The sequence below is a fragment of the Martinezella hainanensis genome (genome assembly GCF_900094555.1).
Taxonomy (GTDB): domain Bacteria; phylum Pseudomonadota; class Alphaproteobacteria; order Rhizobiales; family Rhizobiaceae; genus Rhizobium; species Rhizobium hainanense.
Genome location: NZ_FMAC01000019.1, coordinates 44,769 through 57,952, shown reverse-complemented (window position 1 = coordinate 57,952; position 13,184 = coordinate 44,769). Strand labels below are relative to the sequence as shown.

Sequence of the window (13,184 nt, the reverse complement as noted above, 5' to 3'; positions counted from 1 at the left end):
CAAGCCAGACAGCGAAGAAAAATTCGCCCGTTCACGCATCTGTGATATCGCCTGGTCAAACCTCCCGCTTTTCCCCATGATCGCGCTTTGCCGGCATCGAGGAAAGCTGTATTTTGCTCTTCCATTCGAGTGGATGGATTTAGCATCGATCTCCGGTTCTTTGCATAATTCTCTTTAGGGCGGCGCTCACATTGTGCGTCAAAGGGGGCATATGGCTGCGTCTTTGAAACTGCCGCTGGTTCCAGCTTCATTTTTCGGCATGGTTCTGGGGCTTTCCGGCCTGGCCAATGCCTGGCGTGTCGGGGCGCGTATCTGGCACCTGCCGGGACTTGTCGGTGAAGTGCTGACCTTCCTGGCACTAGCTGTCTGGCTGCTGCTGATCGTGCTTTACGCTTTGAAGTGGATGGTGGCGCGCGAGGAGGCATTCAAGGAAGTGGCGCACCCAGTCCAGTGCTGTTTCATCGGCCTTGTCGGTGTCGCGACCATGTTGGTAGCCGGCGGCCTTCTGCCCTATTCGCGCATCGGTGCCGAAACCACATTCCTGATCGGCGCCGTCTATACCCTGGCATTTTCCGTCTGGCGCACGGGAGGGCTCTGGCAGGGTGGACGCGATATCGCGACGACGACAGCCGTACTCTATCTGCCCAGTGTCGCCGGCAGCTTCGTCACAGCCATCGTCGGAGCGGCGCTTGGTTTTCCACAATGGGCGCAGCTTTTCTTCGGCGCCGGCTTCTTCGCCTGGCTTGCCATCGAATCCGCCCTGCTGCATCGCCTGCTGACGGGACCAGCGCTGGCACCGCCACTAAGGCCGACCCTTGGAATTCAATTGGCTCCACCAACCGTTGGTGCGCTTGCCTATATCAGCGTTACGCAAGGCGCTCCCGACATGCTCGTCCATGCAATGGTCGGCTACGGCGTGCTGCAGGCTCTGATCATGTTGCGCCTCCTGCCCTGGATCATGAAGGAAGGATTCAGCCCGGCTTACTGGGCTTTCACCTTCGGCGCGACTGCCTTGGCGGCCGCTCCCATGCGGCTGGTCGAGCGCGGCGATGTCGGTCCGGTCACGCAATTGGCTCCGATTCTCTTTGTTGCCGCCAATATCGTCGTCGGTCTGGTCGCTCTCGCAACGATCTGGCTGATTGCCAATCGCAAACTCGTCATCGGCTGGGTCGAGCTTGCCGATCGTGGTGCCGGCGCGGTTGGTCGGGGTTGAGGAAGCCCAAGGGGCACGATTTGGAGGATGGCATGCTTGACCATGTGACGATCGGCGTTCGCGACCTTGAACGTTCGAAGATATTCTACGATAAGGTATTGCGCCCTCTCGGCATCGAACGCCTGTACGCGGAAGGCGAAACTTTTGCAGGTTATGGCGCCAGACCGAAGGCATTCTTCTGGATCGGCCAGCGTGATGCGCCGCAGACAAGTGCGCATATAGCCTTTACTGCCGGTAGCCGGAAAATCGTCGACGAATTTCACCAGGCGGCACTTGCGGCCGGTGGCATCGACAATGGCGCTCCCGGGCTTCGCCCTCACTATCACCAGAACTATTATGGCGCCTTCATTCTCGATCCGGATGGCCATAATATCGAAGCGGTTTGTCACTTGCAGGCGAGTTGAGTGGCGGGTACCGCATTTTCGGTAAAATCGCTGTACCGGTGGCCGACATAGCGCGCGCGGCCAAATTGGCGCGAAGTCAATTCGGCTATCGAAACGATGAAAATTGGTCTGACTATGTGCCGTTCAAGAACGCAACGCTTGTTAGTCGTTAGCGACATCCATGGCTTTCCCGGAACTTTTGCTGAATTGTTTGATGTTGGGTGCCTTGAGCACCGCGGTTTACAGCTTGCCGGCCTCAGCGGCCGTCCCGACCTGAGTGGAGACAGCCTTCACGACCACCTTTTCAGCAAAGATGGCGTGCAGCAAGCAGTTCGGGAACTTCTTGAAATTGATGGACGTACATGTGTGGGCATCGGCTTCAGCGCCGGTGGAACTGCTCTGTGGACAGCTGTCAAGCAGGGTTTGGAGCTCGAGGCGTTGATCTGCGTTTCATCAACCAGACTGCGCTTCGAAACGTCTCCCTTGAATATACCCACCATGGTATTTTGGGGAGAGGCCGATCCATATCGGCCAAGCGAAAGCTGGAACGACACTCTTCCGGTTTATTGGAAAACCTATCCAGGAAAGCCGCACGATTTTTATCGGATTGACGCTGCCACGCCTAACTCTCCCTTGCGCACAGATATTGCCGCCTTCATCCAAAGCCTCTCTGTATAGGGGCTATCTGCACCTCTCTGGAGCTCTCTAGCTTTCACCGCGGGCAGCGGTGAAATCACTCACGGGCGGGCCGACATAGCGCGCACGCGGCCGGATGAGCCTGCCACTGGTCGCCTGCTCCATGGCATGCGCGAGCCACCCCACGGTACGAGCCAGCGCGAAAATGATTAGCGGCGCATCCTCCGGGAGATGATAGGCATGGGTCATCGCCGTCAAGGCAAAGTCGACATTGACGCTCTCTCCGACCAGTTGCTCGCCGACATCGCGGACTTGGGCAAATAGCGGCGGCAACGTGAAACAGCCAAGCAAAGCCTGTCCACGGATATCGACATCGGGATAAAGCTGATGGCCGAAGGCGGGCAATGGCCGCCCTTCCGCCAGATAGCTGCGCACCGCCTCATCCACCCCGATCGCCGCCGCCCGCATGATCAGCGAGCGCACGCTCTGCCATGCGCCGCCATGCAGCGGCCCCGTCAAGGTGGAGAGGCCGGACAGAGTGGCGGCAGAGAGCGTCGCGCCGGCGGATGCAGTGATCCGCGCAGTGAAGGTCGAGGCATTCAGCTCGTGGTCGGCAAGCAGGACCAAACTGCGGCGGATCAGATCGGCGGCATCGGGGCGGTTCCAGGCAGTGGCAAGGCGCCGATGCAGCGGCTGATCCCACGCGCCCGGGGCCAAGGCTTCAGCCACCGTACCGAACACGCTTTCGGCTTCATGCTGCAGCGCCGGAAGCGAACGTCCGAGGGATGGTAGGTCGCTTGTTATGCGCTCGGCAAGTACGGAGAAGGCGCTATCCAAGGAAGGAGGCATCTGCCGCGTCTCGCTTTGCTCGAAGCGCAATGGCCGCTTCATATCCCAAAGCAGCAGCGCGACCTCTTCAAGGCTTGCGCTCTCGGCAAGCACCGCCGCATCCTTGCCACGATAGAAAAGCCTGCCGTTCGAAACCGTCGACAGCGCCGACGGCAATACGGGATCGCCCCATTGAATGGCCTCGGCTGCCACGGCCTCGGTCTTGCGCCGGCCGGCATGGCGGGTGGCCAATCGTTTGACGTCGTCGGCAAAATAGAGGCTGCGCCGCGTATCTGAAGGATCGGCTTTCGCGCGAATGCGACCGCGGCTGACATTGGCGTAGAGCGTCTGTGATTTCGTTCCCAGCAGGTTCAACGCCTGCTCCGTGGTCAGCCAGCTCATCGGTCCTCATATTGATCAATTGCATCAAGATTGACGTCAATAGGAATAGGCCCGATCTAATCGGATAGTCAAAGGAGAACCGTAATGAAAAGTGGTCTTGAAGATGTCATTGCCGCAGAAACCAAGCTATCCGACGTCGATGGCGCTGCCGGTCGTCTGATCATCCGTGGCGTATCGCTGGACGATCTGGTCGCAACCAGCCGCTTCGAGGATGTTGCTGCATTGTTGCTTGATGGCCTGTTTGACGAACATATTGATGCAGCTTCCATCCGAACAAAGCTTGGCGTGGCCCGTGTTGCCCTCTTCGCGCACGTGGAGGCCGCTGACGCCGCTATCCTAGCGCTGCCGCCGGTGGATGCCGTGCGTGCCCTGCTGGCTCGTGTCCCGGACGGCGAAGACTTCGCCACGGCAATCCGCCTGATGGCGGCGCCCGCCGTTTTCCTGCCGGCCGTATTGCGATTGCAGAAGGGCGACGGGCCGGTCGCGCCGGATGCCTCGCTCTCGCAATCGGCCGACATTCTGCGCATGTTGACGGGCCGGGTGCCGACGGCCGAGCAGACGGCAGGCCTTGATGCCTACCTGGTGACGATTTCCGATCACGGCTTGAACGCGTCGACATTCGCCTCGCGCGTCATCGCCTCGACCCATGCCGGCCTCACCTCCTCCGTTCTCGCCGCAATCAGCGCCCTTAAAGGCCCGCTGCATGGCGGCGCCCCCGGCCCGGTCCTCGATATGCTCGACGGGGTCGGCAAGCCTGAAAATGCGCGTGCCTGGCTGTCGCAGGCTCTCGATCATGGCGAGCGGCTGATGGGCTTCGGTCATCGCATCTATCGCGTCCGCGATCCACGCGCCGATGCCCTGAAGACGGCATTGAAGCCGATCTTTACGAGCGGACAGGCGGATGCCGGACGCATCGCACTGGCGGAAGCGATTGAGGCAGCAGCCCTCGCGCTGCTCAAGGAGCGCAAGCCGGATCGTCCCCTCGACGTCAATGTCGAATATTACACCGCCCTGCTGCTCGACGCACTCGGGTTCCCGCGCAATTCATTTACCGGCGTCTTCGCGATCGGTCGCACGGTCGGCTGGATCGCCCACGCCCGCGAGCAGACGCTCGACGGACGCCTGATCCGTCCGCAGTCGCGTTATGTCGGCCCGCTGCCGAAGGCCGCGTAGACAGGTCTTTCAACGGATGAAACTCAGGCGGCCGCGGATTGGCGCGGCCGCATCATGCCCTCGCGGATATGGCGGGCAAGCTCCAGCGCCTGTGGCGTCGGATTGCCCTTCGGCAAATGCAGATTGATCGCAAAGACCGGAAGCTCGGGCAAGCCCTGCTCGACGGTGAGGATATCGAGATCGGCAGGAACGGTCGAAGCAAGCCAGGCGGTGACAGCCAGATCCGTACGCACCGTTGCCGTGGTCGCCTCGATATTACCGTTCTCAAAGACTGTCCGCCAGCGCAGACCATCCTTGCCGAGCGCTGCAAAGACCGATGTGCGGAAGGCACAGGTATCGGCAACCATCGAGATCGGCAGCGGCACCTTGCGATGGGCATTGCCTGCCTTTGCGCCGACCCAGACAAGCCGCTCGACACCAAGGCACTCGCCCTGTGATGTGCCGTATGGCTCCTCCACCACGCATAGGTCGACAGTTCCCTTCCCCAATTCTTCGAGCAGTTCCGGCGACGATGCGCAGACCAGCGAAATCTCCACCTGCGGATGGCGCTCGGCATAGGATTTTAGCACAGGCGCCAGCGTTGCTCCGACAAGATCATAGGGAACGCCGAGCCGGACGCTGCCGCGAACCGTGCTTTCCGTCATGTCGTCCCATATCTCGTCATTCAATGCCAGCAGGCGGCGGACATTACCGCGCAACCGTTCACCGGCTTCGGTCAGCCGCAATCCACGTCTGTCCCGCTCGAACAAGGCGCAGCCGAGCATGTTCTCCAGTCGCTTGATCTGCTGGCTGACGGCACCTTGGGTCATGTGCAGCATATTGGCTGATATCGTCATGCTGCCCTGGTCGGCAACGGTGGCGAAGGTTCTGATGAGAGCGATGTCGAAGTTTCGGATCATGCCGGCATTATAATTGCTAATACCTCAATCCTTCAATATTCGATTTCATGATGCAAAAGTGCCGTCTATGCCTTTTCTCGATATGGAGAAAAGCTGGACATGACGATCGAACCCCTGCTGCCGCTGATCCTCTTCGCACTGGTTTCCACCATAACGCCGGGCGGTGCGACGACGCTTGCGACTGCGTCCGGCGCGCATTTCGGCTTCCGCCGGTCGATACCCGTCATGGGCGGTATCGCCTTCGGCCTGGGTTCCATGGCCTGTGCCGCCGCCGCAGGACTTGGCGGCATCTTGATGGCCTTGCCGATCCTGCAGGTCGCCATGAAGACGCTTGGTTCGCTCTACCTGATCTGGCTTGCCGTTCGGATCGGTGGAAGCGGCCAGCCGCACGAGGCCGGACAGAGAGCAAAGCCGACCGGCTTTTTCGCCGGTGTGTGGATGCTTTGGCACAATCCCAAGGCCTGGGCGATGACACTAAGTGCGGCCGCGTCCTTCGCTGCATTGGCAAATAATCCCGCCGGCCTCGCGATGCTGCTTGGGCCGATCTTTTGCCTTCTCGCCGCGTTCTCTCTGACGATCTGGTGCATTCTCGGACAAATGCTCGGGCGCATGCTGAAAACCGCGTGGCAGTGGCGTCTGGTCAATATCGCCCTCGCCTGCCTCCTGGTCCTCTCGATCGTTCCGATGTGGCTCGATTGAAACCGGATATGCCGACAGCGTTCCGGCTTGGCACTAGCTGCGCCACAGCCATACGGTCAACGAGCCGGTACGCCCGCGCAAGCTCGTTTCGATCGGCCCCTCAAGGCGACCTTGCTTGAACGGCATGCTGTCGGTCCCGGCCGCAAGCAGGAGGTCGTCGCTGAGGGCGATCTCCACGTGATTGCTGGCGGCCACTTCCATCAGGCGGCTGGCAACATTGACAGTATCACCGGTCGCCGTGATCTGCTGGCGATCGCCTCCGCCGAGCCTCGAAGCGACGATGGTGCCGAAATGGGCACCTATCTTGAAGCCGATGCGAGAGGCAACGTCGTCCGGAAGCGTTCCGAGCCAGCGCCTCATCCGCGCTGCCAGGCGAACGCAACAATCCGCCGCCTTGGCGGGGTCGTCCGGTTTCGGCTGCGGCAGGCCGAAAAGGATCATCGCGCCGTCACCCATGAAACTGTTGATGGCACCGCCACAGGCCGTGACCTCCTCGTCGACCAGATTGAAGAAGCCGTTCAGCAACTCCCGCACTGCGGCCGGGCCGATTGCCTCACTGAGGCTGGTGAAGCCGTTGATGTCGATGAAAACAATCGCGGCTTCCTGATGCACCGGCGTCGCAAGAAGACCGGGATCGCGGGCGAGATGTTCCGCAAGGCCGGGAGCCTGGATGTGCTGCAGGCGTTCGCTCTGCTCGGCAAAGCGTTTTGCCTGTCTGCGGCCGAGCCAAAGTTGGGTCGCACCGGAGATCAGTGCCGGCGGTGCGGTTGCCGCGATCGGCAGTGCTGCGCTTAGCCAGATCCCGTGTTTGAAGGCGGCGACATTGATCGCCGCCCAGACGAGGATGACGCCGAGCACCATGGCGAGCCCGATCGTATTGCGCCGCCAGGAGAGAAGACCGACGACGAGTAACGGCAGGCCGACCGCAAAATAGAGATCGATGAACCGAACGCCCTGATCGCGCACGAGACCGTCGCCGGCAAGCAGATGCGTGATCGAGGTCGAGATGACTTCGACACCGGGCAGAACGGGATCGAAGGGAGTCGGGAAGACATCGCCACCGCCGGTAACGGTCGCACCGACGACGACAATGTGGTCCCGGATCGCCTCCTCGGGCAGCCGGCCATTCAGCGCCGCACTGGCACTGACGGTGCGGATCGTGCCGCGCGGGCCATAGAAGGAGAGCGGCACGAGATAGCCGTTATCCGTCAGTATGGAATGGCTGCCGACTTTGACGTGATCCGAGATGACGGTCGCCTGTTCGCCGGTCGCCCGCGAGAAGACGCGGAGCGAAAGCGACGGAACGATGCGCTCGCCGTTGCGAAACAGCATGGGAACGAAACGCGGCGTTCCCGTCTTGTCGGTCTGGACGTTGACGATGCCGTAACTTGCCACAGCGGCAAAGCGCGATTGCGGCTCGAGGAACTGCAGAGCGCTGGGCACGCGCACGAGCGGCTCCTTGCTGTCGACGACGACCTGCTGATGGCTCTCCGGAAAGATGCCGGCTGCGGCAAGCACGACATTGGTTCGTTTGAGGGATTGTTCCAGAGCCGCATCACCGGCCTCATCGGCTGCGTCGACGAGGAGCACGTCAAGCGCGATGGCCTTGGGCTGGAGTGCACCGATCGCGTCGATGATCTTCGCGAGCATCGCGCGCGGCAAAGGATAGTGGCCGGCAACGCGCGACGTCTCGTCATCGATGGCGACAATGGTGACGAGATCGGGCGGCTTGCGGCTGCCACCGAGCGTATTGCGGAGGTTCGTCAGCGTCGCTTCCGCGCCGTCAATGAACGGAATGTCGCCACGCAAATGCACGATTCCGAGCCCTAGTCCCCAGATGGCAGTCAAGAGAAGCGCAATCAGCGTCTGCGGCGGTGGTCTGCGCATGGTCGTCAGGATCTCACTGACCGAGGCGAGCCAACAATGCGTTGATGCGCGACTGTTTCCATTTGGTGACATGCAGGGGCGCCCGGCCTCGATCGGCATCGACGCCCTGCCACTGGCCGAGCGTCACGCCCTGTCCGGTAGACACCTTGTTGACCGCAACGCGGCCGCGCAAGACCAGCACGGAGGTCCTGCCGCCCTTCACGTCGACAGCCCATCGCGTGCCGCGCACCGCGGCGATTGCCTGCGGCGTCACCACTTCGAACCCGCCCTGCAGGCGGCTGCTATCGACATCGATCAGCGTTGCCTTGCCATCGAGCTTGATCGCATCCACATGGCCGTCGCCATTCCTGTCTTCAAGCTGATAATGCGCGCCACGCTCGACGGTGATGCTGAGCCCCGCCTCGCAGTTCAAGGTCTGTCGCTCCGCGGCGACGGTCGGCTGCGACGGGCAGGTGACTGCCGTCTGTGCCGAAGCCGTACCGGCTCCGCACAAGATCATGGCCGTCAGCACCAGGCTGAGAATATTGTCGTTATGATTCATGACTGTGGCCCTCATTGCAGATAACTGGAATCGCAAAAACGATGTCCAGTCACGGCATGCCTGCTCCATGGGCCGATGATGCGTCAGGAGCGATTGATCTGCAAGTTGTCGTAGCCCCCGGTTTTGTAGAGGACGGTAGAAACCAGCCAGCTCAAGAGGAAGATGCCGACGACGGCGAAACCGAAATTGGCAAGATTGTCGTTGAGTTCACCGACAAAGCTCCAGAAGCTCCCTTCGAGACCAAGCTTGTCGGCGATCAGACCGAGGGCTTCAATGCCGCCGATGAAGACGGCGACGACGACGGAAGCCGCGGTGATCGTCAGATTGTACCAGAGCTTGCGCACCGGTTTGACGAAAGCCCAGCCATAGGCCCCTGTCATCAGCGTGCTATCGAGCGTATCCATCAACGACATGCCAGCGGTGAATAGCGCCGGAAAGACAAGGATGGTCCAGAAGGACATGCCCTGCGCAGCCTGAGCGGCGGAAATGCCGAGAACACCTATCTCCGTTGCGGTATCGAAGCCGAGACCGAACAGGAAGCCGATCGGATACATGTGCCAGGAGCGAGTGACGACCTTGAACATCGGCCGGAAGATCCGCGCCAGAAAGCCGCCGCCGGCAAGCAACGTATCAAGATCCTCATCCGCGATCCTCTCGCCCCTCTGCGCCCGCCGGAAGGCAGACCATACACCTTTGAGGACGAAGAGATTGGCAATGCCGATCAGCAGCAGGAATACCGCCGAAACCGTCGTGCCAATGACACCGCCGACATCATGGAAGGAATCGAGCTGGCTCTGCATGGCCGCCGCCGTCGCCGCAATCAGGATGGAGGCGATGACGACGATCGAGGAATGGCCAAGCGAGAAGAAGAAGCCGACGGCATAGGGCTGTTTCTTTTCCTGAATGAGCTTGCGCACGACATTGTCGATGGCCGCGATATGATCGGCATCGAAGGCATGGCGAAGACCGAACATATAGGCGAGCAGCGCAATGCCGAGCAGCGACGGCCTGTCGGCGAAGGCGATCCAGGCCCAGATCCAGGCAGCAATATTGAAAACAATCAAAAGCGTGAATGTGATGGCGATCTTGGCTTTCGGCCGCTCGGCGCCATCGTCAAATGGATTGAGGATCATACTTTTGTTCCCGTTATGCTTACTCGCACAGTGGCACGGAAACCGAAGTGGCGCGATAGTCAAATGACGTAGATGCCGAAGTTTTTCGCAGTGTCACAAAAATGGGCAGACCCGGCGAACACTGGGCCTGCCCTGTCGATCTTTCATCCCACCTCGAACGGATAGCCCTCATCCGCCCAACCGGTGATGCCGCCGATCATCACCTTGACGCGCTTGCCGAGCGTGCCCAGACGCAAGGCCGCTTTGTCGGTGCCGTTGCAATGCGGCCCTGCGCAGTAGACGACGAACAACGTATCGTCCGGCCACTCCGCCATCTTGCGCGCGGTCATCTTGCCATGCGGCAGGTTGAGCGCGCCGGGAATATGCTGCTCCTGGAACATGGCCGGCCCGCGAACATCGAGCAGAACGAAATCGACATTGCCCGATGTCATTGACTGATGGACGTCGGAGCAATCGGTCTCGAAGGCAAGCTTCTGGGCATAGTGCTCCGCGACGAGGCTCGGCGCTGCGGCAGGGATATCACTGACTAGGGACATGGAACGCTCCTTCTTTGGTTCGGGACAATCATGCCTCAGCGATCCAGCGGTTGAAATTGGCCGAAATGCCATATAGCGTCAAAATCATGCCAAATGCAGACCACGCCAATCTTCTCGGCCCGCATGTCGTCGCCCTCGTCTATGACGGGCTGTGCACGTTCGAATTCGGCGTCGCTTACGAAATCTTCGGTCTGCCGCGTCCGGAGATGGGGGAGGATTGGTATCGCTTTTCCGCCTGCGCGATCGAGGACGGCCCTCTGCGCGCCGCCGGTGGGCTGACGGTGCAGGTCGATCATGGGCTGGAAGTCATTTCAGATGCCGACCTGATCGTCGTGCCCGGATGGCGAGGTATCGGGACGCCGGTCCCTGCCCCATTGGTAGCCGAACTGCAGGCGGCCAGCCGCCGCGGCGTGCGCATCATGTCACTTTGCTCCGGCGTGGCGGTTCTTGCCGCGGCGGGACTGCTCGCCGGCCGAAAGGCGACGACGCATTGGCGTTATGTCGATTCTATCGCCGAGCGCTATCCGGACATCACCGTCGATGCTGATGTTCTCTATGTCGATGAGGATAGCGTACTGACGGCCGCCGGCAGCGCTGCCGCCATCGACCTCTGCCTGCATGTGGTGCGCCGCGATTTCGGACCTGACATCGCCAACAGCGTCGCGCGTCGTCTGGTGGTGCCACCTCATCGCGAAGGTGGCCAGGCGCAATATATCGAGACTCCGGTTCTGAGGCAGCGCGAAGGCGCGCGTCTGGGGCCTTTGCTTGAATGGATGCGCGAACGCCTGCAGGAAGAACAACCCATTACCGCACTGGCAGCGCGGGCCGGCATGAGCGTCCGGACCTTCCAGCGCCGTTTCGAGGCGACTACCGGCATGGCGCCGGGTGAATGGCTGCTCAGCGAGCGGCTGCGGCGAGCGCGAGACCTGCTGGAAAAGCAAGCTGCCATTTCGCTTGACGATGTGGCGGCGGCCAGCGGTTTTGGATCGCTCGCCACCATGCGCCATCATTTTCGGGAGAGGCTTGCGGTGAGCCCGAGCGACTACCGCAAGCGATTTGCAGCCCTCAAAGCAGTTCCAGGAAAAGTGCGTAGCGGTTTTCCGTCCGGAACTGCGTAAAAGCAAAGATGTAGAGCGCTTCGATGAAGCGCTCTATACCAGCCGGCTCTGTTCCGTCGCCGCTTCGATGAAGCTTGAGAACAGCGGATGCGGTTCCAGCGGCCGGGACTTCAGTTCCGGGTGGTACTGCACGCCGATGAACCACGGATGATCAGCATATTCGATCGTCTCCGGCAGGACGCCATCCGGCGACATGCCGGAGAAGGTCAAGCCGCAATCTTCCAGCTTCGCCTTGTAGTCGATGTTGACTTCATAGCGGTGGCGATGGCGCTCCGAAATATCGGTCGAGCCGTAGATCTCGGAGATCTTCGTGCCCTTTTTCAGGGCCGCCTTGTAGGCGCCGAGACGCATGGTGCCGCCAAGATCGCCGGATGCCGTGCGCTTCTGCAGCTCGTTACCCTTCAGCCATTCGGTCATCAAGCCAACGACCGGCTCCTTGGTGGGACCAAATTCGGTCGACGAGGCATGTTCGACACCAGCCAGATTGCGGGCCGCTTCGATGACGGCCATCTGCATGCCGAAGCAGATTCCGAAATAAGGCACCTTGCGCTCGCGCGCGAAGCGAGCTGCCAGGATCTTGCCTTCCGAACCGCGTTCGCCGAAGCCGCCGGGCACGAGAATGCCGTGAACCTTTTCGAGATATGGCGCCGGATCTTCCTTTTCGAAAACCTCGGACTCGATCCATTCGAGCTTGACCTTGACCCGGTTGGCGATGCCGCCGTGATGCAGCGCCTCGATCAGCGACTTATAGGCATCCTTCAGGCCGGTATATTTGCCGACGATGGCGATGGTCACCTCGCCTTCCGGCGTGCGGATACGGTTGCAAACCTCTTCCCACTGCTCGAGGCGCGGCTTCGGAGCCGGCTCGATGCCGAAAGCGGCCAGCACTTCATTGTCGAGGCCTTCCTTGTGGTAGGCCATCGGCACGTCATAAATATTCGCGACGTCGAGCGCCTGAATAACGGCAGATTCCCGCACGTTGCAGAACAGCGACAGCTTGCGGCGTTCAGCTTCGGGGATTTCCCGGTCGGCACGCACGAGCAGGATGTCGGGATGAATGCCGAGTGCCTGCAGTTCCTTGACGGAATGCTGTGTCGGCTTCGTCTTCAGCTCGCCGGCGGCTGGAATATACGGCATCAGCGTCAGATGAACGTAGACTGCGGTGCCGCGCGGCAGGTCGTTGCCGAGCTGGCGGATCGCTTCCATGAAAGGCATGGCTTCGATATCGCCGACCGTGCCGCCGATCTCGCAGATGACGAAATCGTAGTCCTCATTGCCTTCCGTCACGAAATCCTTGATCTCGTTGGTGACGTGCGGAATGACCTGGACGGTTGCGCCGAGATAGTCGCCGCGGCGTTCCTTGTCGATGATGTTCTTGTAGATGCGACCGGTGGTGATGTTGTCGGTCTTCGTGGCCGATCGGCCGGTGAAGCGCTCGTAGTGGCCGAGATCGAGGTCGGTTTCCGCACCGTCGTCAGTGACGAAGACCTCGCCGTGCTGGGTCGGGCTCATCGTGCCCGGGTCCACGTTCAGATAGGGGTCGAGTTTGCGTAGGCGGACTCGATAACCACGAGCCTGCAACAACGCTCCGAGAGCCGCAGCCGCAATTCCTTTTCCGAGGGAAGAAACCACGCCGCCAGTGATGAATACATATCGCGCCATGGGAGTCACCGGATACCTTTTCACAAATGATTCCGCTAGCCCTAAAATTCGTTTCCGGAATTTTGGCTACAGAA

13 protein-coding genes are annotated in these 13,184 nt (G+C 60.7%); 6 read left to right on the top strand and 7 right to left on the bottom strand.

Annotated features, from left to right (window positions below; translation table 11 throughout):
- Window positions 1-211: 211 nt before the first annotated feature.
- The 3 genes from tehA (at window position 212) to GA0061100_RS32325 (ending at window position 2,274) form a co-directional block, all read left to right on the top strand.
- Window positions 212-1,213, top strand: coding sequence for a dicarboxylate transporter/tellurite-resistance protein TehA (tehA, locus tag GA0061100_RS32335; protein ID WP_075856956.1), 1,002 nt, complete (start codon window positions 212-214; stop codon window positions 1,211-1,213).
- Window positions 1,214-1,245: 32 nt separating this feature from the next.
- Window positions 1,246-1,617, top strand: coding sequence for a VOC family protein (locus tag GA0061100_RS32330; protein ID WP_075856955.1), 372 nt, complete (start codon window positions 1,246-1,248; stop codon window positions 1,615-1,617).
- Window positions 1,618-1,713: 96 nt separating this feature from the next.
- A complete protein-coding gene (locus GA0061100_RS32325) occupies window positions 1,714-2,274 on the top strand; it encodes an alpha/beta hydrolase (RefSeq protein WP_244558013.1) in 561 nt (186 codons plus the stop codon).
- A 27-nt stretch (window positions 2,275-2,301) separates the two neighbouring features.
- Here GA0061100_RS32325 and GA0061100_RS32320 read toward each other — a convergent pair whose 3' ends face one another.
- The gene (locus GA0061100_RS32320; RefSeq protein ID WP_075856953.1) at window positions 2,302-3,462 is read right to left on the bottom strand and encodes a citrate synthase; all 1,161 of its coding nucleotides are present in this window, start codon (window positions 3,460-3,462) and stop codon (window positions 2,302-2,304) included.
- 84 nt (window positions 3,463-3,546) lie between these two features.
- On the opposite strand from GA0061100_RS32320, the gene GA0061100_RS32315 reads away from it, so the two are divergent.
- Entirely contained in the window at window positions 3,547-4,635 is a 1,089-nt protein-coding gene (locus tag GA0061100_RS32315) for a citrate synthase/methylcitrate synthase (RefSeq protein ID WP_075856952.1), read from the top strand.
- Window positions 4,636-4,658: 23 nt separating this feature from the next.
- On the opposite strand, the gene GA0061100_RS32310 is transcribed toward GA0061100_RS32315, so the two are convergent.
- Window positions 4,659-5,534 carry a LysR family transcriptional regulator gene (locus tag GA0061100_RS32310; protein ID WP_075856951.1) on the bottom strand — a complete coding sequence of 292 codons (876 nt, stop codon included), beginning with the start codon at window positions 5,532-5,534 and terminating at the stop codon, window positions 4,659-4,661.
- A gap of 99 nt (window positions 5,535-5,633) precedes the next feature.
- Between GA0061100_RS32310 and GA0061100_RS32305 the strand changes: the two genes are divergently transcribed.
- Window positions 5,634-6,233 (top strand): LysE family translocator, encoded by a 600-nt coding sequence (locus tag GA0061100_RS32305; protein ID WP_075856950.1) that lies wholly within the window; start codon window positions 5,634-5,636, stop codon window positions 6,231-6,233.
- Window positions 6,234-6,266: 33 nt separating this feature from the next.
- Here GA0061100_RS32305 and GA0061100_RS32300 read toward each other — a convergent pair whose 3' ends face one another.
- The 4 genes from GA0061100_RS32300 to GA0061100_RS32285 all read right to left on the bottom strand — a co-directional run bounded on the left by GA0061100_RS32300 (window position 6,267) and on the right by GA0061100_RS32285 (window position 10,330).
- Window positions 6,267-8,120: a CHASE2 domain-containing protein gene (locus GA0061100_RS32300; protein WP_075856949.1), complete on the bottom strand. Its 1,854-nt coding sequence runs from the start codon at window positions 8,118-8,120 to the stop codon at window positions 6,267-6,269.
- A gap of 13 nt (window positions 8,121-8,133) precedes the next feature.
- Window positions 8,134-8,661, bottom strand: a complete 528-nt coding sequence (locus GA0061100_RS32295) for a FecR domain-containing protein (RefSeq protein WP_075856948.1) — start codon at window positions 8,659-8,661, stop codon at window positions 8,134-8,136.
- Between the two features lie 83 nt (window positions 8,662-8,744).
- Window positions 8,745-9,794: a HoxN/HupN/NixA family nickel/cobalt transporter gene (locus tag GA0061100_RS32290; RefSeq protein WP_075856947.1), complete on the bottom strand. Its 1,050-nt coding sequence runs from the start codon at window positions 9,792-9,794 to the stop codon at window positions 8,745-8,747.
- Between the two features lie 143 nt (window positions 9,795-9,937).
- The gene (locus tag GA0061100_RS32285; protein WP_075856946.1) at window positions 9,938-10,330 is read right to left on the bottom strand and encodes a rhodanese-like domain-containing protein; all 393 of its coding nucleotides are present in this window, start codon (window positions 10,328-10,330) and stop codon (window positions 9,938-9,940) included.
- Between the two features lie 65 nt (window positions 10,331-10,395).
- On the opposite strand from GA0061100_RS32285, the gene ftrA reads away from it, so the two are divergent.
- On the top strand, window positions 10,396-11,448 hold the full coding sequence (gene ftrA / locus GA0061100_RS32280; protein WP_075856984.1) for a transcriptional regulator FtrA: 1,053 nt from the start codon (window positions 10,396-10,398) through the stop codon (window positions 11,446-11,448).
- A gap of 33 nt (window positions 11,449-11,481) precedes the next feature.
- Here ftrA and GA0061100_RS32275 read toward each other — a convergent pair whose 3' ends face one another.
- Complete coding sequence (locus tag GA0061100_RS32275; protein WP_075856945.1) at window positions 11,482-13,119, bottom strand: CTP synthase; 1,638 nt, start codon at window positions 13,117-13,119, stop codon at window positions 11,482-11,484.
- Window positions 13,120-13,184: the final 65 nt, after the last annotated feature.

Coding starts and splice junctions, on each gene's coding strand:
- GA0061100_RS32310 (WP_075856951.1), bottom strand. CDS start 5,534: ATGATCCGAAACTTCGACATCGCTCTCATCAGAACCTTCGCCACCGTT.
- GA0061100_RS32285 (WP_075856946.1), bottom strand. CDS start 10,330: ATGTCCCTAGTCAGTGATATCCCTGCCGCAGCGCCGAGCCTCGTCGCG.
- GA0061100_RS32295 (WP_075856948.1), bottom strand. CDS start 8,661: ATGAATCATAACGACAATATTCTCAGCCTGGTGCTGACGGCCATGATC.
- GA0061100_RS32325 (WP_244558013.1), top strand. CDS start 1,714: ATGAAAATTGGTCTGACTATGTGCCGTTCAAGAACGCAACGCTTGTTA.
- GA0061100_RS32290 (WP_075856947.1), bottom strand. CDS start 9,794: ATGATCCTCAATCCATTTGACGATGGCGCCGAGCGGCCGAAAGCCAAG.
- GA0061100_RS32315 (WP_075856952.1), top strand. CDS start 3,547: ATGAAAAGTGGTCTTGAAGATGTCATTGCCGCAGAAACCAAGCTATCC.
- GA0061100_RS32320 (WP_075856953.1), bottom strand. CDS start 3,462: ATGAGCTGGCTGACCACGGAGCAGGCGTTGAACCTGCTGGGAACGAAA.
- GA0061100_RS32300 (WP_075856949.1), bottom strand. CDS start 8,120: ATGCGCAGACCACCGCCGCAGACGCTGATTGCGCTTCTCTTGACTGCC.
- GA0061100_RS32330 (WP_075856955.1), top strand. CDS start 1,246: ATGCTTGACCATGTGACGATCGGCGTTCGCGACCTTGAACGTTCGAAG.
- tehA (WP_075856956.1), top strand. CDS start 212: ATGGCTGCGTCTTTGAAACTGCCGCTGGTTCCAGCTTCATTTTTCGGC.
- GA0061100_RS32305 (WP_075856950.1), top strand. CDS start 5,634: ATGACGATCGAACCCCTGCTGCCGCTGATCCTCTTCGCACTGGTTTCC.
- ftrA (WP_075856984.1), top strand. CDS start 10,396: ATGCCATATAGCGTCAAAATCATGCCAAATGCAGACCACGCCAATCTT.